Annotated in this window: 22 protein-coding genes and 2 pseudogenes; 4 read left to right on the plus strand and 20 right to left on the minus strand. The window is 31.1% G+C overall.

What is annotated here, in order from left to right:
* Window positions 1-81: 81 nt before the first annotated feature.
* The 3 genes and pseudogenes from AB3U99_RS21825 to istB all read left to right on the plus strand — a co-directional run.
* Complete coding sequence (locus tag AB3U99_RS21825) at window positions 82-1,299, plus strand: ATP/GTP-binding protein (RefSeq protein WP_400243846.1); 1,218 nt, start codon at window positions 82-84, stop codon at window positions 1,297-1,299.
* Window positions 1,300-1,302: 3 nt separating this feature from the next.
* On the plus strand, window positions 1,303-1,845 hold the full coding sequence (locus tag AB3U99_RS21830; RefSeq protein WP_400243844.1) for a hypothetical protein: 543 nt from the start codon (window positions 1,303-1,305) through the stop codon (window positions 1,843-1,845).
* 694 nt (window positions 1,846-2,539) lie between these two features.
* Window positions 2,540-2,983 (plus strand): annotated as a pseudogene (istB, locus tag AB3U99_RS21835) (IS21-like element helper ATPase IstB); the annotation flags it as partial.
* 176 nt (window positions 2,984-3,159) lie between these two features.
* On the opposite strand, the gene AB3U99_RS21840 reads toward istB, so the two are convergent.
* The 4 genes from AB3U99_RS21840 to tnpB all read right to left on the minus strand — a co-directional run bounded on the left by AB3U99_RS21840 (window position 3,160) and on the right by tnpB (window position 5,804).
* Window positions 3,160-3,471 (minus strand): ATP-binding protein, encoded by a 312-nt coding sequence (locus AB3U99_RS21840; protein ID WP_400243847.1) that lies wholly within the window; start codon window positions 3,469-3,471, stop codon window positions 3,160-3,162.
* The gene (istA, locus tag AB3U99_RS21845) at window positions 3,464-5,005 is read right to left on the minus strand and encodes an IS21 family transposase (RefSeq protein WP_400243848.1); all 1,542 of its coding nucleotides are present in this window, start codon (window positions 5,003-5,005) and stop codon (window positions 3,464-3,466) included. Before istA ends, AB3U99_RS21840 begins: the two co-directional genes overlap by 8 nt.
* Before the next feature lie 105 nt (window positions 5,006-5,110).
* Window positions 5,111-5,347, minus strand: coding sequence for a hypothetical protein (locus AB3U99_RS21850; RefSeq protein ID WP_400243849.1), 237 nt, complete (start codon window positions 5,345-5,347; stop codon window positions 5,111-5,113).
* Between the two features lie 202 nt (window positions 5,348-5,549).
* Entirely contained in the window at window positions 5,550-5,804 is a 255-nt protein-coding gene (gene tnpB / locus AB3U99_RS21855; protein WP_400243850.1) for an IS66 family insertion sequence element accessory protein TnpB, read from the minus strand.
* Between the two features lie 69 nt (window positions 5,805-5,873).
* On the opposite strand from tnpB, the gene AB3U99_RS21860 reads away from it, so the two are divergent.
* Complete coding sequence (locus tag AB3U99_RS21860) at window positions 5,874-5,999, plus strand: hypothetical protein (RefSeq protein WP_400243851.1); 126 nt, start codon at window positions 5,874-5,876, stop codon at window positions 5,997-5,999.
* Window positions 6,000-6,566: 567 nt separating this feature from the next.
* Here the strand turns inward: AB3U99_RS21860 and AB3U99_RS21865 are convergent.
* The 16 genes and pseudogenes from AB3U99_RS21865 to AB3U99_RS21940 form a co-directional block, all read right to left on the minus strand.
* Window positions 6,567-7,733: a nucleotide sugar dehydrogenase gene (locus AB3U99_RS21865; protein ID WP_400243852.1), complete on the minus strand. Its 1,167-nt coding sequence runs from the start codon at window positions 7,731-7,733 to the stop codon at window positions 6,567-6,569.
* A gap of 49 nt (window positions 7,734-7,782) precedes the next feature.
* Entirely contained in the window at window positions 7,783-9,165 is a 1,383-nt protein-coding gene (locus AB3U99_RS21870; RefSeq protein ID WP_400243853.1) for a sugar phosphate nucleotidyltransferase, read from the minus strand.
* Window positions 9,166-9,303: 138 nt separating this feature from the next.
* The gene (locus tag AB3U99_RS21875) at window positions 9,304-9,804 is read right to left on the minus strand and encodes an acyltransferase (RefSeq protein WP_400243854.1); all 501 of its coding nucleotides are present in this window, start codon (window positions 9,802-9,804) and stop codon (window positions 9,304-9,306) included.
* Window positions 9,785-11,143 carry a lipopolysaccharide biosynthesis protein gene (locus tag AB3U99_RS21880; protein WP_400243855.1) on the minus strand — a complete coding sequence of 453 codons (1,359 nt, stop codon included), beginning with the start codon at window positions 11,141-11,143 and terminating at the stop codon, window positions 9,785-9,787. The genes AB3U99_RS21875 and AB3U99_RS21880 overlap by 20 nt, the downstream gene beginning before the upstream one ends.
* A 76-nt stretch (window positions 11,144-11,219) precedes the next feature.
* Window positions 11,220-11,426, minus strand: a pseudogene (locus tag AB3U99_RS21885) (CatB-related O-acetyltransferase); the annotation flags it as partial.
* 474 nt (window positions 11,427-11,900) lie between these two features.
* Window positions 11,901-12,734, minus strand: a complete 834-nt coding sequence (locus tag AB3U99_RS21890) for a hypothetical protein (protein ID WP_400243856.1) — start codon at window positions 12,732-12,734, stop codon at window positions 11,901-11,903.
* Between the two features lie 21 nt (window positions 12,735-12,755).
* Window positions 12,756-13,844 (minus strand): alpha-1,2-fucosyltransferase, encoded by a 1,089-nt coding sequence (locus AB3U99_RS21895; RefSeq protein ID WP_400243857.1) that lies wholly within the window; start codon window positions 13,842-13,844, stop codon window positions 12,756-12,758.
* Window positions 13,845-13,850: 6 nt separating this feature from the next.
* Window positions 13,851-15,026 carry a hypothetical protein gene (locus AB3U99_RS21900; RefSeq protein ID WP_400243858.1) on the minus strand — a complete coding sequence of 392 codons (1,176 nt, stop codon included), beginning with the start codon at window positions 15,024-15,026 and terminating at the stop codon, window positions 13,851-13,853.
* Window positions 15,027-15,048: 22 nt separating this feature from the next.
* Window positions 15,049-16,194 (minus strand): glycosyltransferase family 4 protein, encoded by a 1,146-nt coding sequence (locus AB3U99_RS21905; protein ID WP_400243859.1) that lies wholly within the window; start codon window positions 16,192-16,194, stop codon window positions 15,049-15,051.
* 10 nt (window positions 16,195-16,204) lie between these two features.
* A complete protein-coding gene (locus tag AB3U99_RS21910) occupies window positions 16,205-17,296 on the minus strand; it encodes a glycosyltransferase family 4 protein (protein WP_400243860.1) in 1,092 nt (363 codons plus the stop codon).
* A 9-nt stretch (window positions 17,297-17,305) separates the two neighbouring features.
* The gene (locus AB3U99_RS21915; protein WP_400243861.1) at window positions 17,306-18,394 is read right to left on the minus strand and encodes a glycosyltransferase family 4 protein; all 1,089 of its coding nucleotides are present in this window, start codon (window positions 18,392-18,394) and stop codon (window positions 17,306-17,308) included.
* 13 nt (window positions 18,395-18,407) lie between these two features.
* Window positions 18,408-18,959, minus strand: coding sequence for an acyltransferase (locus tag AB3U99_RS21920; protein ID WP_400243862.1), 552 nt, complete (start codon window positions 18,957-18,959; stop codon window positions 18,408-18,410).
* Window positions 18,960-18,970: 11 nt separating this feature from the next.
* Window positions 18,971-20,227, minus strand: coding sequence for a glycosyltransferase family 4 protein (locus AB3U99_RS21925; RefSeq protein ID WP_400243863.1), 1,257 nt, complete (start codon window positions 20,225-20,227; stop codon window positions 18,971-18,973).
* 177 nt (window positions 20,228-20,404) lie between these two features.
* Window positions 20,405-21,484 (minus strand): GDP-mannose 4,6-dehydratase, encoded by a 1,080-nt coding sequence (gene gmd, locus AB3U99_RS21930; RefSeq protein WP_400243864.1) that lies wholly within the window; start codon window positions 21,482-21,484, stop codon window positions 20,405-20,407.
* A gap of 23 nt (window positions 21,485-21,507) precedes the next feature.
* A complete protein-coding gene (gene fcl, locus AB3U99_RS21935) occupies window positions 21,508-22,449 on the minus strand; it encodes a GDP-L-fucose synthase (protein WP_400243865.1) in 942 nt (313 codons plus the stop codon).
* 12 nt (window positions 22,450-22,461) lie between these two features.
* Window positions 22,462-23,136 (minus strand): sugar transferase, encoded by a 675-nt coding sequence (locus AB3U99_RS21940; protein WP_400243866.1) that lies wholly within the window; start codon window positions 23,134-23,136, stop codon window positions 22,462-22,464.
* Window positions 23,137-23,199 lie beyond the last annotated feature (63 nt).

A 23,199-nucleotide genomic window follows, 5' to 3' on the forward strand; every position in this document is an offset into this window, starting at 1 on the left:
GGGAATTTAAATAAATATCTCATACGAAAAAATCGTATAAAACATAAATTTAGGATATAATGTAGGTAAGAGGTGAAAATAATGAAGATAAATTTATTAAAGTCGAGTATCAACGGTTTAAAACTGTTTAAGGATAGCCATCTAGAGGTTGATTTCATTACCTTGAAAAAGGTTAGTCAACAAGATGTAGATGAGCATCTTGTTGAGAATTTATTTGGAAGTGTCTATAAACAAAATTTACTTGCCTTTGCGGGTATTAATGCTTCGGGGAAAACTACTACTTTGAAACTAATCACCATGATATTAGAACTTTTTATACAAAATAGAACATTAGAGACTTTATCAAATGATGAGATGTTCGATCATTTAGAAGATGAAAGCACCTTAATCAATATTTTTTATGCCGAAAATAAATTGTATGAGTTAACCTCGATTATTAAACGGGATGAAAATGGGAAGTTTCACTTCTTGTCAGAAACTTTAAAAACAAAACCAGCCCGTTCAAACATTAGCAAAGAAAAATTATTAAATTTTAAAGATATCCAACCTTATAGAACGCGGGATGATGTCGAAAAAATGGCTATGGGATACTTGCGAGGAGATACGAGCATTTTTATGCAAATTTTAAAAGAACTAAGCATTCTGGATGGCAGGCGATACATCTTTGATATGATACAGTTTACTAATTTCAATGTCTTTGGCACTCTAAACACAATCCCCTCTGGATATATACAATATTTAGATCCTGATATTGAAGAAATTGAATTTATTAATCGTGATAACTCTACGAATTTTGCAAAGCTCTTAATAAAAATAAAATTTTTCAATCAAGACGTAATTGAAATACCGGCTTCTGATTTGTGGAAATACTTATCTTCCGGTACCATTAAAGGTTTAAACCTTCTTCTTGCAATTGAAAAGGTGTTAAAGACAGGTGGCTATATTGTCATTGACGAAATTGAAAATCATTTAAATAAAACGGTTGCAATTACAATGATTAATCTATTTAAGAGTGAAGTTAATAAAAATAATGCCACACTTATTTTCTCGACACACTATAGTGAAATATTAGACGATATTGAACGAAGTGATAGCATATACTTTAACATTAAAAATAAAGGCAAGATAGAATTGGAAAACCTCTCTTCGCATGTTAATAGAGCAGATAAAAAGAAGAGCAACATTTATTTAAGCGGATTGCTAGGTACAGCTCCTAAGTATACTGGATATCAGGCATTAAAAAAATCTTTGAAGAATAAAATGACTCAAACATCGAATGCTGATTCAAGGGAGGCATAGGAGATGTTTGAGCATAAAGAGGGGAACTTGGTCGCATGTATTTGCGAAGGGAATGCAGAACAAGAAATTATGGAGATTTTATTGGAGAATGGCAAACTAAAGTTCCAACCAGAAGACTTGCTAGATGAAAGGTTATTTACAGGATCCATGCGTAGTTCCAGAAACCTTGAAAGAAGATACTTAACGCAAAACTATAAAGAAGGCCAGAAAATTGAGATCATTCGAATCCTAGACTCAAGGAATGAGAGCTATAAAATTGCGGATGAATTCAAAGGGAAATTAGCAAGTATCACAAATTGCTATACTCGACCAGAAATTGAACTCCTTATTATTTTGCATAAAGGACATTATGATAAATTTATGCGTTCCAAATATAAGAAGCCTAGTGATTATTGCATTCATGATTTAAATTTAGGGAAGAAAATAAAAAGTAAAGCGTTTATTTCAAATTATTTTCAAGATCCCGAAGAATTGGTTCAAGTATTGGAAATATATCATCGAGTCCGTTCTGATGAAGAGTGTACTATCTTTTCATTGCTTAAATAATGGGGATACTAAAACATTTGGAGTGGCACCGTTATACAAACTAATATTTCTTTTGCGATGAAAAACAGGCAATAGGTTTTTTTATGAAAACAATCAAAAACGTGCAAGGCATTGAATAAACACTTGCATATTTTTGGTTGTTGATTTTAACAATTCTTCCATTAACTATTACATTATGCAAAGACTCTTTGATAATTCTAGTTTTATGCTTATTTCATATTCACTCTGCTCTTAAATTTCTATAATTTAAATTTGTGCTCCTAATACATTGTAAGATTCTTCACTTAAACAATACTTCCCTTTTCTACAATAAGCAAGGTTCACTTATTACAGGGATGCTGCACTTATTGAGTCCATCAATTTCTGGACTATGACCATACTTTCCTGCCAAAATGATAATAGAAAGAAAACAACATATATTGCTGTACTTCTTCTTAACAAATATTATTACAATCATACAAAGTCTTCCGCGAATTATTCCTGTAAACAAGATTGTTCGGGGAGTCACTGTGCAGTGAGCCCCTATTAGTAGACATGTATAAATTTGGGAAAAAGTGACCAAAAAAGTGGCTCAAAACTCCGCACTACCGGCTCAGTCTATTCGCAATACTCAACTATTTCAGTTTATCATTCACTCAATCTAATTCTCTATCAATCTTCGACAAACTTCGGGGCGTCACTGTGACCATGAGTTATCGTTTTCTTGGGTACAAGTGGTGTTGGAAAGACCCATTTGGCCACTTCAATCGGAATTGCCGCAGCGAAGAAACGAACTAGTACTTATTTTATTAAGTGCCATGATTTAATCCAGAATTTGAAGAAAGCACGGTTGGAAAACCGTTTAGAAAGTCGTTTAAAGCATTATGCCAAGTACAAGCTTTTAATCGTAGATGAAATTGGTTACTTGCCAATAGATGCGGAAGATGCGAAGCTCTTTTTTCAGCTCATTGACATGAGATACGAAAAGAAAAGTACGATTCTCACTACAAATGTAAATTTCAAAGAGTGGGATACAATTTTTCAAGAGACTAAACTAGCGAATGCGATTTTAGATCGTATTTTACATCACGCAACTGTCGTAACCATTGTAGGTGATTCTTATCGATTAAAGGCTCATTTAACGCAAGAAAACGAGTGATTTTGTACATCCTTACGCAAGCAAAATTGTACATATTTGTGTTGACATTTATAGCTCAAAACTCCGCACTGCCGGCTAGTCTATTCGCAATACTCAACTATTTCAGTTTATCATTCACTCAATCTAATTCTCTATCAATCTTCGACAAACTTCGGGGCGTCACTGTGACCAAGAATTTAATTATACTGTTTTTCTAGCCAGCTAAACTCTTGAAGTTGTGTTAACTGCCGTTCTGTAATGGCAGTTTGTTCTCCTACATTGAATTCATGAAGCGTTTTAACAAAAGGGAAACGAGCCCATTTCATTCTTCGCTCCATACTTTTTATCTCACGTTTATTTAGTTCGAATGTTGTAACTGCTTCTAAGAATTCTAAATAAGTCCATGATGCTTTTTCTGCTTCACGAAGGAGTTGAGGAAGTTCCTCTGCAGTTTCAGCTAATCTTAGTTGGCGAAAGTGGTCTTGTAACTCCTTGACGGTTTTATTCATTGGATACGCCCTCCAAAATGCTTGTATATGTACTTATAGAGCGTGTTGTTACTTTAATTTTCGTTTTAGAAGTTGGCACAATATTACTCTTATAAATTGCGGAAATAGATTCTGTATTTGACTTACTTAAATAATTAACCACATCGCGGAAATCATTGGCGCTATAAAGTTTTTCGTAGATACATTTTTGAAGTGCCTGATTAATCCATTCTGGATCGCTTTTTATGACAGATAAAAGAATAGCTAGTTGATCGCGTCGATAACGAGTATAGATTTGACAAATTTCATCTATATAGGCTCTTGCATCTTCCTGCTTTTCAAAACTAGAAATGACGCTTTGTTTTATCTCCTCAATTCCTTTAGAACGGTCGCGTGAATGATTTCTATTCTTAATAAGTCTACCTTTTTCATTACTAATTTTATGTTCAGCTAGTATCTCGCCATCTGCCTGAGTTAGAATAATCAACGTATCTTGCTTTATTTTGAGGTACACTTGATTGTCTGGTTGCGACCCATAAGTTCCAACAGGAACTGAATAACGATTTGACTTGAAGCGAATCGTATTGTCCTTATTTATGTTCCTTGGTATAATTACTGTATGGTTACTTTCTAATGAAAGTATAGGGGAGACTGGCTGTAAGTGTTGCTTTTCGACGAGAAACACTTCAACTGGTCTCTTTTTCGTTGTATTATGTACATTCTTATTACCTGTACGATCTAACCATTGTAATGCACTTACATTCCAACTCTCGATGTCTTTAAAGACGCGACTATCTGCGAAATTACCTTTTATGTATTTCACCACGTTTTCTATCATCCCTTTTGACTCAGGATCAGCTTTTCGACATAAGTGTACGCGAAACTTACGATCTTTTATATATGCTTGAAATTCTGACGTTAAAATTAAATCTCCTGCATTTTCACTAACGGAAAGTAAATGGTCTTGATCATAAACAATTTCCTCTGTATAACCACCAAAAAAGCGAAATGCATTTTCGTGACAGCGAATGGCATCCTTTGTTGTAAAAGGCCGGTCTAGCCACTCCATATATTTATAACGTGAATGCGCCAAGACAAAAGCGATGAAATACAATTTAACTTCTTTTTTCCTTATCGTTTTCTGCTTTGTTTCACCCCAATCCACTTGTAGCTGCTTAGCCATCGGCTGTTCAGGTACAGCCTCGTAATGTCTAACAATGGATTTTTTCTCAATCTGATATATTTCGCGAATTTCTTTTACATAAGAACGTACCGTGCTTTCTCCAATCTCTAAATTGGGATGACGTTCTAATAGCCAATCTTGAATTTGTGCAGCACTTAAATGAGGATACTCCTCTAACCAAGCTACAATCCAATCCCGATAGGGATCTAGTTTTTTAGGCTTTTGAAGTGGGTTTCCTAAATACTCCTGTGCTTCTTCAAAAGACATTCCTAAATACTTATAGACAGTCCCCCGATTAATTTTTAAATGTTTAGCAATTTGAGCAATCTTTAATTTACGCTTAAATAGTTGATGAATCTCAATATATAACACTAACTTTCCCTCCAAGTCTTTAACCTCCAGTAAACGAATAATTCTAGTTTACTAGATTGTTTATATGTTTGGCGAAAGTGTTCACGAGATTCTAGCGAAAACTGTCTATTTTATTCTAGCGGTTACATCTGGTAGGTTATATTTCGATTTTTCGGTTTTTGATCCATATAAAAGCTTAGTTAAATGGCGTACTTGATCGGTTAACGCTTCAATCTGTTTAGTTGATCGATCTAGCTTTTTCGATAAATCTTTGTTTTTTTGATTTGAATGAGCCAATTGTTCTTCGAGAAGTCGAATTAATTTCTCATATGGATTATTGTTATTGGAAGAAGCATTAACCATTTATTTCACCACTTTTCGTTCACATAAGTTATAGGTATATTATAACATTTTCAACATGAAAAAAAACTTAAAAATGGCTTTAAATCAACATTTCCAGCAGGTTTAGAATACTCCTTTTTGTGATTTTTGAATGGCGTTTGGTTGCTGAATCGATAACCCCTCAAGCAGCCACCTAACCTCCTGTTGGGAAAGTTTTCGCACCTCATTTTCGTCTTTTGGCCAATTGAAGTTTGCCTTTATCCAAACGTTTATAAAGCATGGCGAAGCCATCACCATCGAAATACAAACATTTATACCGATCCTTACTCCATCCTGAAAATAAGAAAATGGAATCACCATATGGGTCTAATTCAAAAGAATCTTGAATCAGTGTCGCTAATCCATCAATCCCTTTACGCATGTCAGTTTTTCCACAAATGATATATATATTTTTAACACTTGTATAGTCGTGTTTCACAGATGTTTCAGCTCCCTCATAACCGTTTGAATGATGTGCTGATCCACGCCGTTGTTGAAGGAGATTTCTATGCTTGCCGTTTTGATCGTGCAAGCGTTACTGGAAGAGGCTGTTGATGACGTGGATGAATATGAAACCTTATTTTCGGAATGTAATGTAACGGGGACGATTGTTAGTTTTTGTTCTGGCATATGAAAAGCACCTCCTTAAATTGATACATTCATCGTACCAGGAGGCACTGCGTGTTTATATGCGTTGTTTGATTGGGGGCTTACTACCTCCATATAAAAAATGTCACACCCGTAGGTGTGCTCATTAATTATACAAAGGTATGAAGTGGTAAACGCATGGAATTTACTGGTACATTCCGTGTCATTCAATGGTAAAAACTATGTCAGGGGTGGTACATTTCAGTGGCTGTAATCAACATGTATAAATTCGGGAAAAAGTGACCAAAAAAGTTGCTCTTTCCCCGCACTTACTGGCTCAAATGTCCGCAAATAGTGGCTCAAAACTCCGCACTGCCGGCTCAATCTATTCGCAATACTCAACTATTTCAGTTTATCATTCACTCAATCTAATTCTCTATCAATCTGACAAACTTCGGGGCGTCACTGTGACCAAGAATTCATTTATCCATAGCGCGATCACTCCAGTGATTTATTGTTGTCTTAAGTATAACAAAGTAAAATACTAATTCAACTAACTCTGGAAAGAACCTATTTGACGCTTACGGATATTTTATATTATTGCTAGTCACAGTCAATCTCTACTAAACAAATCTCTAGTATAAACCTTCTCTTCAACATCTGTTAAATCACTAGATAATCGATTAGCAACTATCACATCAGAAATTTCCTTAAACTGATCAAAATCATCAATTACTCTAGAATTATAGAAAGTCTCTTCCTGCAATGTTGGTTCATAAACAACAACTTCAATACCTTTTGCTTTAATTCGTTTCATTACACCTTGGATAGCAGATTGCCTAAAATTATCCGAATCCATTTTCATCGTTAATCTATAAATACCAACAACTTTTGGATATCTTTGAATAACCATATCTGCTATATGATCTTTTCTTGTTCGATTGGCATCGACAATTGCTGTCATGATATTATTTGGAACATCTGCATAGTTGGCAAGTAGTTGCTTTGTATCCTTTGGTAAGCAGTAACCGCCATAACCAAAGGAAGGATTATTATAATGCGTTCCGATTCTTGGATCTAAGCCAACTCCATCAATAATTTGTTTTGCATCTAATCCTCTTACTTCAGCATAGGAATCTAACTCATTAAAGAAGGCCACTCTCATTGCTAAATAAGTATTAGCAAATAGTTTAATAGCTTCTGCTTCTGTAGAATTTGTAAATAATACATTTATATCTTGCTTAATTGCACCTTGAACTAACAGCTCTGCAAATACTTTCGCTCTTTCTGATTGTTCGCCTAAAACAACTCTTGAGGGATATAAGTTATCATAAAGTGCTTTTCCTTCTCTTAAAAATTCAGGAGAGAAAATAATATTATTAGTTTCAAATTTTCCTTTGATTTTCTCAGTATATCCAACAGGCACAGTAGATTTTATTACCATAATGGCATCTGGATTGATAGATAATACATTAGCAATTACAGCCTCCACTGTTCTCGTATTAAAATAATTTTTTTCTGGGTCATAATTAGTTGGAGTAGATATAATTACGTATTCTGCATCTTTAAAAGCTTTAAAATTATCGGTTGTCGCTGTTAGATTTAATTCCTTTGTAGCTAAGTAATCTTCAATTTCATTATCAATAATTGGTGATTTTTTATTATTAATTAAATCTACTTTTTCTTGGATAATATCAAGTGCAACTACTTCATTATGCTGGGCTAAAAGTATTGCATTGGATAAACCAACATAGCCTGTTCCTGCTACCGTTACTTTCATTGGTTAGCCTCATTTCTTAACGAATATAAATAGTCCTTTTTAATTCAACTTATAGGATTACACTAGCTTTTGATTTTTTAAAATGGGCAAGAATTTCTTGCCAATCATATGCTATACGATGAACATCTTGATTACTAATACTAGAACCAGTTTGAACTTCAATAAATTCCAATTCAGTAATAGCACGAACTCCATGTTTTTTCCCTGCTGGAAGATGTACAACATCTCCTGCTTTTACACGAGTAATACTATTATCAAGAATTAATTCCCCCTCTCCTTTAACAATAGTCCAAACTTCATCTCGAAGTTTATGATAATGATAAGTGGAATTCTTTCCTTCATGTATACATATTCGCTTAGTGACCATTTCCTCCATAATATCATATTGAGAATAATCCAAAGTACGTGACCATCCCCAAATACGTTCTTCATACATTGGTGGTTGATCAAAATCTTTAATTAAATCTTTTATCTTTGGACTAGAGGCTTTGTCACTGACTAAAATACCATCTGGGCTAGCTGCAACTACAACATCTTTAACTCCTAGCACTGTAATAGGTATATCTAACTCATTAATTAGATGTGTATTGGTTGAATCCTTACTAATGACGCCTTTTCCAACTTGTGAAGTTGCCATCTCCTCAGTTAACGTATTCCATGTACCAAGATCCTTCCAATAACCATCGTAAGGAATTGCAACAATTTTCTTTGCCTTTTCAACTACTTCATAATCAAAACTAATTTTTGGTAAATCAGAATAAGTTGAAACTAAAGAATTATAATCCAAAGTAATTCCTTTTTCTTTTATTAAATTGAGTAAATATCCTAACTTAAAAGCAAACACACCACAGTTCCAAAGTGCATTTTGTTCTAATAACAATTGGGCTTTCTCTTCACTTGGCTTTTCTGTAAAATGACTAACTTCTACATAACCTTCTGATATCGTATTCGGTATAATATATCCATATTTTGACGATGGATATGTTGGAGTTACGCCTATCAAAGCTATATCCGCATTAGAATTTTCAATTAAATATTCTAGATTTTTCACTCTTTGAAAAAACTCATTTTCTACATAAGGATCTACTGGCAGTACAACAATGACTTCCTCTTCTGAAACTGATTTTATTGAATATAGATAACTCGCAGCAAGAACTATCGCTGGGAAAGTATCCCTTCTCTCTGGTTCAGTGATTATGTTTATATCGATTCCTAATTGACTATGAATCATTTCACGCTGTATTTTAGATGTAGCTATAGAAGCATCCTGAGAAAGACCGACTTCCTTCAATTGTTTCCATACTCTCTGAACCATGGATTCTTTACTAGCAGAATCATTCTCTAAAACTTTTAAAAATTGTTTTGAACGGGTATCATTTGAAAGTGGCCATAGCCTTTTACCTGAACCACCTGAAAGTAAAATTAACTTCATATGAAATTATCACCTACATTTTTATTTTTGACTCCTTATTCTCCTTAATAAATACTACCATGTTTTTACTATCTACCGATACACCAATTAATGTAAAAATACTTATATTATATAATATTTAACAAACAAAATTATAGGCTATTTTCTTTCTCCTATTTTTTTAAAGGGTACTCCTACATTAATAGAATATTGTTCTGTAATCCCATTTACTATGCATCCAGCCCCAATAACTGATCCTTTTTGAATTAATGAACCTTTTAAGACTTTAACCCCCGCGCCTAACCAACAATCTTCTTCAATTGTAATTGGAACACTTAGCAATCCCTGTTCTTGTATCCTTTTATCTCTTGAGATCCCATGGTCAGAATCTATTATATAACATTGTGCAGCTATTATTGTATCTTTCATTATTTCAATGGAATCTTCAGATAAAATTAGTGTATCCTTACCAATCGCGACATTATCTCCTAATATTATTCTCCCCCTACCCGACAACTGAACCCCAGAATATAGTTTTATATTTTCTCCCCAAACAATATTATTTGCATTAATTTCAACTTGCCCCAACACTTTAACTTTTGCACCATACTTAATAAAAATTTTTAATTCTTCAATTTTATTAGACAGTTTTCTGATCATATTTTACTCCTTTACTTATATACCGTTCTAACCAAATAGTTTGTCCAATACAATAAGGTAGTAATGCAATGGAATGCGCTAATAGAATACCAGAATAAGTAGGAAGGAATTTTGTAAACATCATGGCCGCTGGAAACATTATAAAAGCCCCCATAGTCATAAATACAAATTGCCATTTCATTTCATTCAAACCACTACAAATTGATGCATTAATACCAGACCATATTATTAGTGTCTGTTCAATAGCAAAATACACCATAATATATCCATTTATCGGAAAAGAATTTTCATTTAACCAGAAGTCAAGAATATTCTGCATGATTAGAAAAAATAATAATTGAGAAATACTAAAACAAATAGCTACTACTTGCAATGTCCTAGTTGTTTTCTTAATCCATAGATAATCATTTTCAGCATTTGCCTTTGTGATTGCAGACCATATCGGAACAGTAATTAGGGAAAAAATAGTACTAACTAATGAAAACACTTTAAAATAGATATTGTATTCAACTACATAGACACTTCCCAATAGCCAAGTGATTAAAAAAATGCTTGTATTATTTATTATCATTGCCTCTAGTTGCAAACCTAAGAATACACTACCAACTTTTAAGGTTTCTAGTGCATATTTTAAATCAAAATATTTAATACTTGGAATTGAAGTTTTCAGTCTAGTGGAAAAAATCAGTATACTAGCTATAACTAATGGTAAATTTACTGCTATTAAATATACAATTGACATGAAAATAATTCCGTTGTTGAATCCAATGTAGTTACAAATAATTACCGTAGATAAAATCAAAATATTTGTAATTAAATTTAAGAAGTTAGGTATGAAGGATTCTTGTAAAGCATATAATATTGAGCCAATTAACCTTAGTACAAACTGCATCATAATAGCAATAATAACGATACAAATTGAAGTTTTCAGTGTATTTTCGCTTATAGTTTCTATTGATACATCAAACACATCCATCCAGGGGATATATTGTACCAATATCAAAAGTACACATAGTATTAGAATAGAGATTGAAATTAGAAATATATAAGCCGATGAAATATATTTCCTAGTACCTAATTCGTCATTTTTTGAAATAGTATATACCAACTTATTTCTTAGACCATTCCCAATCCCTAAATCAAAATTTAAAATCCAACTAAGAATAGAAAGTAAAGTAAACCAAACACCTAATATTAGATTATTTTCAAAATAATTCATATATACTGGTATAGTTAAAAATCCAATTAATATAGAAACACCCTTAATGCCTATACCATTAATCACATTGACAATAACTTTTTTCGTATTTCCTTGTAGGTTTGCAAACTTATTCTTCATTAGTATTTATAACCTCTATCAATCTAGAAATGTCCTCAAAGTAATCTGCATACTTTACTATCCACTCTTGATCTCTATTCCACCATTTTATTTTTTTTAAAAATTCAATCTCTTTCTCCGAGAATCTATATTTAATAATTTTTGCTGGTATTCCACCAACTACCGCATATGGTGGAACATCTTTTGTCACTACTGCACCTGAAGCTATAATCGCTCCATCACCAATTTTAATGCCTTCTAATAAAATCACATGGGATGCTATCCAGACATCATTTCCTATAATAACGGAATATTTATTTTCTTTGTCTGCATATAAAAATTCGTTATACTTTTGTTTATTTACATACGTAAATCCATACTGTCTTTTCAAAGAGTAGAAAGACGGATGAATTGAGGCAATTGTTGATGTAGGATGTTGACCAATTGAAATTTTCACTCCGGGTCCTAAAGTTGTATATCTGCCGATTTTTGTATTTACTATTTCTGAATTTCTACTTATACCCGACGCATATCCAAGGTCGACATTATTAACAATTGAATTTTTTGCAATGGTATTATACCCTTCACACTTAATGTTATTAATATATTTAGATGGCCACACTCTGCAAGTGTTGTCTATTGAATATTTTATAGAAGAATATAAATATATAGATTTTTTAAGAAAAAAATTAACATTAGACATTAATCTCCCACCTCCTCATATACGTTCATATTAGTCGACTTGGAGTAGTTTACTTCACAACATATTTTTCTTATCCTACTTTAAAGTACTTACGATTTTCTTATATTTAAATTTTTTGTAAACCATTCTAATAGCTATTCTTAGGAAACCAATTAAATTAACGTAAGCAAATTTATGCAAAAAAACTATCGGCTTATATGTATCCTTATGACTTGTCCTAATAAACGGATAGTTGGGCGTATAATATAACTCCTGATACCTCCCCCTATTCGAAGGGTCCAAATGAGGGTGAATTCCTTCTTTCTTACACAATAAACTTAGTATTGATTGATCCTCTCTATGTGATAAAAAATCACATTGATTACTTTTTAAACCATCTGGAGAAGAAGTAGGTGATAATAATTCATAATCTTCACAAAGCTCTAACCACTTTTCCACAAATTTTTTAGACTCATCACAGCATACTGCCATAAAAAATGTTCCTTGTATTTGATTAGTATATTTAAAAAATTTTTTATCACACCCCATCTTTACAAAGCAATCAGGCTTTGTAAAATTCACTTCTAAAAGTGGAATATCGGATACCCATATTTTTTCACTTTGTTCCATTGAGTCAATTAAATAGTCTATTTTCCTTACAAAGAATGATCCACTATCACAATAAAATACAATATCTCCTTCATTACATGATAAGAGAGTTTTATATATAAAATATGGCTTCCACAACCAAAGACCATTACCTCGTTTAGTTTCCAGTATATGTTTATTTTTTTCTTTAAAATAAGAATCAATATCATTCGGACCAAACGAAATTACTTTATCAAATTTCCCAATATATTTACCTGTTAAAGAATTAAATTTTTGTGTTCTGCTGTAGTTAATATCAGCATAGTTTATAAGAATTTTCATAAATTTTCTCCTTTCTTAAAGTTAAAGGAAAATTGAAGCATTAGCCCAATATCCCTTTGGAGCAATTACAACTTTATTAGGATTTTTATTTAGATAAGAGGCCCACCATGAAAAAGTACTGATTGGGATAATATTATTCTTGCATAATGACATTAATTGCATATCCTTATAGGAATCATTTCCAGAATTATTATCCACAAAATATATTTTATCCTCTTTTTTAAGTCCTAGGTTAGATTGGTTCATTTTACACCATTCTATATCATCAGAAAAAACAAAAAATTCAGGTTTGTCAACAACACTTTTTATATAGTTTACACTTTTTATAAAATAATTATCTTTTCTTTCCATGTTAACATTAGAAACTAAATGATCCCCTCTTCTCACATGAAGAGATACTGATTCAGAGTCATTTATTTTTTCAGCAATTTTATTATTAATACTATCTAATTCTGGGAATGTAAAGGCTGATTTTATCTCATTTTCAACGGGATGAAAGTATTTAGTACCATCTTCAAAATTCCCAATATAATACCAATTACCACCTTTATGTCGCATTATATTAATTAAATAACTTTTGTCTTCTAATCTGTACTTTTTTATATTTATCATTCTAGATATTGATCTATAAAATTCACGCATATTATAATAACTATTACTCTTTGCTTTAATTCTGTAAAATAAATCTGCTAATATAGGTGTACGTTTTAAGAAAAGCAAAGTTTCATATTTTAAATTATAGGTTGTATTCGAAACTAAATCTGTAATTTGTCCAAAATTCGAATACCCATCTTTTTCTAGAGTCTCTAATAATAAATGTCTACACATTATTGCAGATTTACTTAACCAATTATCTGGTAATGTATTGCTAATTTTTTTAGATTCATTAATATAATTTAGGTAAGTTTTTTTATTTATAATATTCTCCAATTTAGGAATTTCCAAATCGAATATTTCTTCTAGTTGGTACTTTTTAGGTTTACCACATATTTCAAATATGCTATTTTCCATATAAACTTCCTGATCTTTATTATAATGTTTTAAAGCAAGGTATAGGGCATAATGATACATTTGATTCCCTAATCCACTATTGACGTTAACTATAATCATTCTTTACTATCCTCCATTATTATCGTACTTACTTTTTTTATTTATATCATTCAAACAAATTCCAATTGCAGCATAAACCAAGAGCATGGCAGGAGTTAATGTAAAATAGTCTGTCAAAAAAGCAGCAACTCCTATTGATATATATATATTCTTTAAAGTAAACTTATCTTTCGATTGTTTTAATAGCATCCTAAAGAGCAAAACTATTACTATCAATCCACTAATTCCCATATTTAAATATACTCTTAGGAAATTATTATCTGATACATAATAAATGGCTTCTGAATTAACACTCCGTCCTACCGTTCCAAAGCCGTTTCCCCAAAAAAAGGAATCAATTTTCAAAGATGGCCAAGTATTTTTTATTCTGTCAATAAAAGAGTCATCAGATAGTAAATTAGAATCATCACCATAATTTATAAAAATTAATGTACATAGTAAAATTACAAGTATATTTATGACTACTTTTAAAAATATTTGTACAGGTACTTTATTTGATAATTTTCTTACTATATAATGTACACTAAATAAAAAAATAAATAATATTAACGAGAGATAAATACTCCTAATATAGGATAAATATGCTAAGTAAGAGTAAAAAACTATAACAATTAAATTATATAGTTTTAGCTCATGTTTTCTAATTAGAATAAGATTAAATAATATACCAATTACCATTAAAGCACCAAAGTCTACACTAGTACTAACAAATGATTTAATTGCATATAATTGAAAGGCACTTCTCCATTGTAAAAAAAGCAAATTTTGAGTGAAGTAGAAAAATAATCCCGTTATACCAATAGTTAAACATATTAAGTTAATGTGCCATACTAATTGTTTGAGTCTGTCTAAATTTACTATTAAACTTGAAGATATATATATAAATACTGCCCATATTAAATAATATTTAATATCAATATAAACATAAGTTAATGTATAACTTTTAATACTTGCAATAATGATACATATTATATAAAAGAATAGAGGATATGAAGTTTTTTTCACTTTAATTTCCATTCCAAACTTTTCATTTTTGCTATTTCTATATAGACACAAAAAAAATAATACTATTATTAATATTTCCTTTACTCCAGATATTAGAATAAAATTACCAATTGAAAATATATTTAATATATAGAAAAATGAAAAATAATATATTATTAAATAATATAATCCGTACATCTAATCATATCCTTTATCGATTTCATTTTTTAAATATTTGATTCTCATAAATCTCTCTATGTAAATCAATATTAATCTTTCCACTAAAATTATCTACATATCTCTTATAAAAGCGTTCTTTTTCAACTTCGATATCTTTCTCTTGAAATTTTGTGAATTTATCTACAAAATCTTGCAAATTTTTATATTTGTAATCATTAAAGTTAATAACCTCTGCTAGTCCATCTATATCGGTTCCAAAAACAGTTGATTTCCTAGACATAGCTTCCACAGCTGTTCTACCAAATGACTCTCTATTTGATGTCAAAATAAAAATATCTGATAAATAATATAAATCACTGAGTTCTAGTAAAGATAAATCTATAAAAGAAATTATATTTCTTTTACCTACTATAGACTCAATCTCACCAATGAGTTTTTTGCATTTTTTAATATCTTCTTCACTCTTATCACTACCTAAAACCACCACAAAAGAGTAATCAAATTTTGAGGTTAAGTATTTAATTATTTCCTTAGCCAAGCTCCAGTTTTTATCATCTGTATATCTCCCATTAAACATTACAACTTTTTTTGAATACCCATATGCTTTTTTTATTGATGTTTCCTTTTCACTATCATAAATATCAAATAGAGGTCCTGCAGTATTGGGTATAGTAGTTACCTTATCTTTAGGAGCAGAATACATTTCTAAATATTTTTTTCTATTGATATTGGTAGTAGTTATAATTTTTGAGAAGTTTTGAATAGCATATTTAATTACAAATTGGTTAATTTTACTATAGTAGCTTGGAACTCCTCTTTCCGTATAAATAAGTTGAATATTTTTTAATAGCTTTAACCACTTTAATAATCCAACTCCACTCATGGAGGATACCATATGAGTGTGTATTACATTGGGTTTAATTATATTAATTTGTTTCATTAAATCAAATAGAATTTTTGAAGATTTAATGACATTCTCATTAATTAGAAGATTATCAAAATCCTCTAAAAAAATAATTTTATAACTTTCTTTGTACTCGTATTTTTCCCCAGGCATTATGACATAAAATTCAAATTCAGAACTAAGCCCCTGCATAATAATTTCCATAGATTTTTGAGCACCACCAGGCACATTAAAGCTATAATCGCTAATGAATAATATTCTTTTCCTCATGGTTTCCTCCATCTTAAACTTCCTATGTTAATTCCTTTAAAACCTTTAATGTTGTGTTTGCCATATTTTCAAAAGTATAATTAGTAATGACTTCTATGGAGGATACTCCCATCTCATAAAGATCATTTTTAAATACCTTTGTTATACTTGATTGAATATCATTAATATTATCCACTTCCATTATATAACCATTTTTACCTTCAATAACTAACTCCATCCCTGCGATGCAACGATTTGTTGTAATAACTGGTAAACCAAATGCCATAGCTTCATTTATGACTAGGCCCCATATGTCCTCTCTGGTAGGTAAAATAAAAACATCAGCACATTTATAATAATCAGCTAGTTGTTCTTCTTTTAAAAACTCTACAAAATGTACATTTTTTAAGTTATATTTATCTTTTATTCTTAAATATTCATCCGTTGGTTTTCCACCTATTATATATATACCTATATCTTTATCAATCTCTTTAGTTGCATTTAAAAGTAAATCAAACCCTTTTCGGTGTATAAATTGCCCAACTGATAAAACAACTCTATTTTCAGTTATATCCAATTTCGATCTTATTTGATACTTCTCATTCTTAGCTAAGGGCTTTTCTAAAATATCCTTCTTTGCCAATGAAGTAAAAGGATAAGTATATGTTCTTTTTCTATTAGCTCCATAGTTAACTAAATAGTCAGTAGTTAAACTTCCTGAACTTAACCATCCACTTGCAGCACTAATAAAAAATTTTTTAATATTGTAGTTAAGTTTTTTTTCTTTTTTTATGAATCCACCGTCAGAACTAATTATAAATGGTATATTCTTAATCTTCATGTAAGCAATCGCCACCATCGCTGTCACTGTACTATACATACCTACAATTATATGGTCGAATTTGTTATTTAAGTATTTTAAAACCTCAATACTAACTGAATTATCAGTTCCTATTTTTATTGAATCTAGATAAATCTCTTTGTAACTCTTTTCTATTTCAACTGACCAATTTTCATTTCGATCACTTGCGGACCTTCTTTCATATAACACTGTAAGATCACATTTTTTTCCTAACTCCGAAAAAAAATATACCCGATATGGTGATGGTAAATTAGTTAAAAATAAAACTTTCATACAGACCTCTCAGTTCATTTTTAAAATACTTTTAAAAAGTGTAATAAAATTACTTAAATATGAAGATTCTAAATAACTTTGAATAATTTTATTACGATTGTTACGCATTATATATTCGTTAATAAAGATATTATTATTCAATTTCTCTATTTTTCTTTGTTCATTTTCTGAACATAATATTCCATTTACCTTATCAATCACTATGTCGGGAATCCCTGCATGATCTGTAGTTACAATTATTAACCCATTCCCCATAGCCTCCAATATCGAGATGGGCTGTCCCTCTTTCTCATAACGGGTTAACAATATAAAAACATCATTTTTTTTTAATAAATCCTTTTTCTTTTCCCCTTCAACAATTCCATGATATTCTACTATTTCCTCTAAGCTATATTTTTTAATGTAATTGAAGAAATACTCCCTTTCCTTATCATCAAAAAAACTACCTGCAAAATTAAAATTATATCTTCTTTTACCACTAGATTCTATGCTATCTCTTTCTAATTTAGCCATTTCTAAAACCTGTTTATATCCTTTTGACTCTATAAAATTACTAAGATATAAAATATTAAATATAGACTTGCTTTTTAATAGTGATACTTTTTTTTCAAATTCATTATTTGTTATTAAATATTCATCATCTACACAATTAGGAATTACATATATTTTTTCTTCTGGTAGTAAACCTTGAAATATTTTTTTGAGAGAATTACTTAAAACTATTGCACCATCTAATTTACTAATTAGTTTGTGGTTCATTTTTCTTTGAAGATAATTCATATCCTCATCTAAAAGTTTCCTAAAATACCCTCCATGTAAATGAATTATACATTTCTTCTTTTTAAGTAATAGCGTCTTCATTATTAACAAATCTCGAAGATTTCCTCCTTTAGTTTGGCTAATAGTAAGATAAAATAAGCTTGCATCACTATTCCAAATATTAATTAGGTTTCTTAAAAATTTTTTATTATTTGTTATATCTATTTTTTCAAATAAAAACTCGTCTTTTAAATGAGACTTAAATAATGTATCTACTGCCTTTGAAAGACCATGGATTGGGGGTGGAAATTGTGCAATAATTCCTATTTTATTTTTCATTAATAAGTCCACCTTATAATTTTCTTATTGCTTTCGCTGGATTTCCAACAATTATACTATTTTCTTCAAACTTTCCACTAACTACTGCTCCTGCGCCAACTATACATCCATTACCAAGTACTGTTCCCTTTAAAATCAATACATTACATCCAATAAAGCAATTTTCCCCAATCACTATTTGCTTTGCACCAATTTTCTCTTTAATATCCGCGTTTCTAGCTTCAATTTCTAAAGGGTGGAAATCATTATCCAATATTTTAGTATTTCCACCTATATGGGTATTGTTACCTATAATAATTGATTTTCTAGCATATATTGTTGCACCCGAAATACCTACATTATTGCCTATGTTAATTTCTGCTTTGTCTGTTCTTGTCACAATTATTGTTCGTTGGTACAATCCTACCAAATTAGATAAGAATGAGGATTTAATAGTCACATTATAACCTATAATCAGTTTAGCACCCTTTTTATTAAATATAACTGGTATACCTTTTAATATTAGGTTTTTCCCATAGTTCACCCTTGTTACTTTCATGAAAAGCTTGAACCAATTACTATTCATCTTTTTACCTCTTATTTACACGATTTTATCTCATTAATATATTTTGTAATTGATACTTCTTTAGTTAAATTTTCTACTAAGTAGGACCTTCCTTTTATGCTCATCTCAGTTAGATTATTAGTATCTTTTTCATTTATATATCTTTCTATAATCTCAATAACTGCATCATAATTTCCTGGTTCAGTCACATAACCACAATCAGATTCTTCAATAATCAATCTTGCTTCTGAATTTTTATCAAGTACACCAAGTACAGGTTTTCCTGCTGCTATTATTCCGTAAAGCTTACTAGGTACTGATATACCTTTTATTCCTTTAGCATTAATACACCAATGAACGTCACCTGCATTCAAACTATAAATCAAATCAGACTTCTCTTGATATGGAATAAAGGTTACATTAGAAAGAGAGTATTTTTGTTTAATATATAGTAAACGTTCTTTAATAGAACCTTCTCCAACAAAAGCAAAAATTATATCTTTTCTATCTTTAAAATTTTCGAGCAGTCTCACTATATTTTCAAGATCATAATAGAGGCCTAAATTACCGGAATACATAATTATAAACTTATCTTCCAACTCATATTTCTTTTTAAAAGCTAATACCTTTTCATTGTTTTTTGACAAAGGAAAAATTTCCTCTTCATCTATCCAATTATTGATAAACACATGGTCTGGAAGCTTTTTGGATTTATATCTACTTCTCAAAGTCTCTACCATATCACGACCAACAACAATAACCTTATCAGCATGTGTACAACTAAATTTATCGCACCACAACATGATTTTTAGCATCACTTTATTTTTACTATAACCAACTGCCATTGTCTGCTCTGGATTAAAATCTTGGATATTGTAAATAAATTTAGCATTTTTCATCCACTTACCCCAAACACCTAGTAAGCCCCCTAATATAGGAGGCTGTGATATAGAGTACACATAATCCATCTTTCCTACTTTAAATGTAGCTAAAATTGCTCCAATAAAATAAGATACAATATTTTTAATTCTACTAATTTTACTAATTTTTGAAAATTCCGGTACACGAAGCCTAATAATCTTTACTCCATTAAGCTCTTCTTTATAAAACTTTTCGGCTCTATACTCTTTAGAAATTTTCCCTGTATATGATGGTACAACACATATTATTGTAATATCAAATTCACTTAGCATTCCTTCAGCAAGTTCCTTTAATATTTGACCTGTAGAAGCAACATCTGGACTATAATAATGAGCATAAATTAAAAGTTTTTTCTTTTTTTCAACCATGTATTATCTCTTCCCTTAATCATTTATGATCATTTATGACCTTTTAAAGATCAATTTTGAAATATGATTGGACCATTCCAACTATTTTTTCAATATGAATAAAAATTTTTTTGCTTTAACTTTAATTGTTATAAGAATTAAATTAATAAAATTTTTCCATACTTATATTTTAGATTATTAATCAAACATCTTTTTAACTTTTTCTTCCATCTCAACTTTCTTTGAATCTGAAATTACCATTTTACGAACTAACTCTTCAAATGGAGTCTTAGTAGGATTCCAACCTAACAAAGTTTTAGACTTAGTCGGATCCCCCAACAACTGATCAACCTCAGCAGGACGGAAAAACTTAGGATCCACCTCAACAATAACCTCACCAGTAGATTTATTAATCCCTTTCTCCTCTACACCTTGTCCAGTCCATTCAATCTCAATATCAACATGCTTAAACGCAAGCTCAACAAACTCACGAACCGTATGCATCTCACCAGTAGCAATAACAAAATCTTCCGGCTTATCATGTTGAAGAATCAACCACATACACTCCACATAATCTTTCGCATAACCCCAGTCACGCAATGAATCTAAATTACCCAAAGTAAGCTTTTTTTGCTTTCCTTGCGCAATACGTGCAGCAGCTAATGAAATTTTTCTAGTTACAAAAGTTTCCCCACGTCTTTCTGACTCATGATTAAACAAAATACCATTAACAGCAAACATATTATATGACTCACGATAATTCTTAGTAATCCAAAAACCATAAATCTTTGCTACTCCATAAGGAGATCTTGGATAAAATGGTGTAGTTTCCTTTTGTGGAACTTCTTGCACCTTACCGTAAAGCTCAGAAGTTGAAGCTTGATAAACACGAGTTTTTTCTGTTAACCCTAAGATACGAACAGCCTCCAAAATATTCAAAGTACCTTTCGCATCAACATCCAATGTATAACCAGGCATATCAAAAGAAACACGAACATGAGACTGTGCAGCCAAGTTATAAATTTCATCTGGCTTAATTTCCCCAATAATACGAGTAATATTTAATGCGTCAGTTACATCTCCGTAATGTAGGTGAAAATTAGAATTATCTAATAAAGCCTTAGCTTCTTCCTCTGTTAACAGATCTTCTAAACGTTCTTGGTTATAAGAAGAACTACGACGAATAATTCCATGTACTTCATAACCCTTCTCTAATAATAACTCCGCTAAATATGATCCATCTTGTCCAGTAACACCCGTAATTAATGCCTTTTTCATCATAATCCCCCAAAAAAAATATATTATTTAGATACTTCTAATTCATTTTCTAAGAACCAATTATATGCTTTTTGCAATCCCTCTTCTAAAGAAGTAGTTGCCTTCCACCCTAAAGAATTTATCTTAGTTACGTCTACTAATTTCCGTGGTGTTCCATCTGGTTTTGATGTATCAAATTTCAATTCACCTTGGAAACCAGTTACCTTTTTAACCAAGTTAGCAAGATCTTTAATAGGTAAATCATCACCAACACCAATATTCACGATTTCATTTCCTTCATAATTATTCATTAAGAATAAACATGCATCTGCTAAATCATCAGAATAAAGAAATTCTCTTTTAGGTGTACCTGTACCCCATACTTCTACATACTCACTATTATTCACTTTAGCTTCATGGAATTTTCTTATTAACGCAGGCAATACATGAGAAGATTTCAAATCAAAGTTATCATTTTCCCCATATAAGTTAGTAGGCATTGCAGAAATATATTTTGTTCCATATTGTCTGTTATAAGATTCACACATTTTAATTCCAGCAATCTTCGCAATAGCATACGGTTCATTTGTAGGTTCTAATACTCCTGTTAGTAAATACTCTTCCTTAAGTGGCTGAGGTGCCATTTTCGGATAAATACAAGTACTTCCCAAGAATAATAGCTTCTTCACATTTGTACGATAAGATGCGTCAATTACATTTGTTTGAATCATCAAATTATCACGAATGAAGTCAGCTGGATATTCATTATTAGCAACAATCCCACCAACCTTAGCTGCTGCTAGGAATACATATTCAATTTGTTCTTCATCAAAGAACCTATTTACTTCTGTTGGATTTCTTAGATCCAATTCTTTACTTGTTCTAGCTACTAGATTTGTGTATCCTTCTGATTCTAGCTTTCTATAAATTGCTGAACCAACTAAACCTCTATGACCAGCTACATAAATTTTCGAATCTTTATTCATAGATAACTCCCCTTAAAATGCATTCTTTGAACCAAAAAGTACTAATACTGTTTTTAATATTATCTTTACATCATAGAAAAAAGATCTTTCTCTTATATACTCCAAATCCAACTCAACCATCTCATCAAACCCAACATTACTTCTCCCACTAACCTGCCAAAGCCCCGTACACCCCGGCGTCACTAACAACCTCTGCTTATCATAAGCCGAATACTCCTCAACCTCCCTAGGAAGCGGCGGTCTCGGCCCAACCAAACTCATATCCCCTCTAAACACATTAAACAACTGCGGCAACTCATCCACACTAGTCTTCCGAATAAACTTCCCAATCTTCGTAACCCTCGGATCATCCTTCATCTTAAACATCGCCCCAGAAACCTCATTCAAAGCCAATAACTCTTTCAATCGCTCCTCCGCATCCGATGCCATCGATCGAAACTTATACATATAAAACTCTTTCCCATCTTTGCCAACTCTTAATTGCTTAAAGAAGACCTTCCCCTTTGGATCCTCTAATTTAATCAATAGCGCAATAATAACAAAAAGTATACTTAGCACAACCAACCCACAGAACGAACCAATGATGTCTATCGCCCTTTTCATTACAAGGTAACTTCGAGCTGTATTTACAGATATATTCTTTTTCTTTTCCAAATACAGAGATTGATCCTTATAAAACTCAGACATCACCATACCACCTATCTTCCCTTAATTTTTTCTGTCTCTCTCTATGTAACTTTCAAATAACTA

The organism is Niallia tiangongensis (assembly GCF_044704065.1).
In the GTDB taxonomy this organism is placed as follows: Bacteria; Bacillota; Bacilli; order Bacillales; family Cytobacillaceae; genus Niallia; species Niallia tiangongensis.

Excerpts from the sequence above, each read along its gene's own strand:
- fcl (WP_400243865.1), bottom strand. The coding sequence starts at position 22,449 with ATGAATAAAGATTCGAAAATTTATGTAGCTGGTCATAGAGGTTTAGTT.
- AB3U99_RS21860 (WP_400243851.1), top strand. The coding sequence starts at position 5,874 with ATGCTTGCCGTTTTGATCGTGCAAGCGTTACTGGAAGAGGCTGTTGAT.
- AB3U99_RS21920 (WP_400243862.1), bottom strand. The coding sequence starts at position 18,959 with ATGAATAGTAATTGGTTCAAGCTTTTCATGAAAGTAACAAGGGTGAAC.
- AB3U99_RS21890 (WP_400243856.1), bottom strand. The coding sequence starts at position 12,734 with ATGAAAATTCTTATAAACTATGCTGATATTAACTACAGCAGAACACAA.
- gmd (WP_400243864.1), bottom strand. The coding sequence starts at position 21,484 with ATGAAAAAGGCATTAATTACGGGTGTTACTGGACAAGATGGATCATAT.
- AB3U99_RS21875 (WP_400243854.1), bottom strand. The coding sequence starts at position 9,804 with ATGATCAGAAAACTGTCTAATAAAATTGAAGAATTAAAAATTTTTATT.
- AB3U99_RS21925 (WP_400243863.1), bottom strand. The coding sequence starts at position 20,227 with ATGGTTGAAAAAAAGAAAAAACTTTTAATTTATGCTCATTATTATAGT.
- AB3U99_RS21830 (WP_400243844.1), top strand. The coding sequence starts at position 1,303 with ATGTTTGAGCATAAAGAGGGGAACTTGGTCGCATGTATTTGCGAAGGG.
- AB3U99_RS21880 (WP_400243855.1), bottom strand. The coding sequence starts at position 11,143 with ATGAAGAATAAGTTTGCAAACCTACAAGGAAATACGAAAAAAGTTATT.
- AB3U99_RS21915 (WP_400243861.1), bottom strand. The coding sequence starts at position 18,394 with ATGAAAAATAAAATAGGAATTATTGCACAATTTCCACCCCCAATCCAT.
- AB3U99_RS21900 (WP_400243858.1), bottom strand. The coding sequence starts at position 15,026 with ATGTACGGATTATATTATTTAATAATATATTATTTTTCATTTTTCTAT.
- AB3U99_RS21840 (WP_400243847.1), bottom strand. The coding sequence starts at position 3,471 with ATGAATAAAACCGTCAAGGAGTTACAAGACCACTTTCGCCAACTAAGA.
- AB3U99_RS21895 (WP_400243857.1), bottom strand. The coding sequence starts at position 13,844 with ATGATTATAGTTAACGTCAATAGTGGATTAGGGAATCAAATGTATCAT.
- AB3U99_RS21870 (WP_400243853.1), bottom strand. The coding sequence starts at position 9,165 with ATGAAGTTAATTTTACTTTCAGGTGGTTCAGGTAAAAGGCTATGGCCA.
- AB3U99_RS21910 (WP_400243860.1), bottom strand. The coding sequence starts at position 17,296 with ATGAAAGTTTTATTTTTAACTAATTTACCATCACCATATCGGGTATAT.
- AB3U99_RS21940 (WP_400243866.1), bottom strand. The coding sequence starts at position 23,136 with ATGTCTGAGTTTTATAAGGATCAATCTCTGTATTTGGAAAAGAAAAAG.
- AB3U99_RS21905 (WP_400243859.1), bottom strand. The coding sequence starts at position 16,194 with ATGGAGGAAACCATGAGGAAAAGAATATTATTCATTAGCGATTATAGC.
- AB3U99_RS21865 (WP_400243852.1), bottom strand. The coding sequence starts at position 7,733 with ATGAAAGTAACGGTAGCAGGAACAGGCTATGTTGGTTTATCCAATGCA.
- AB3U99_RS21825 (WP_400243846.1), top strand. The coding sequence starts at position 82 with ATGAAGATAAATTTATTAAAGTCGAGTATCAACGGTTTAAAACTGTTT.
- AB3U99_RS21850 (WP_400243849.1), bottom strand. The coding sequence starts at position 5,347 with ATGGTTAATGCTTCTTCCAATAACAATAATCCATATGAGAAATTAATT.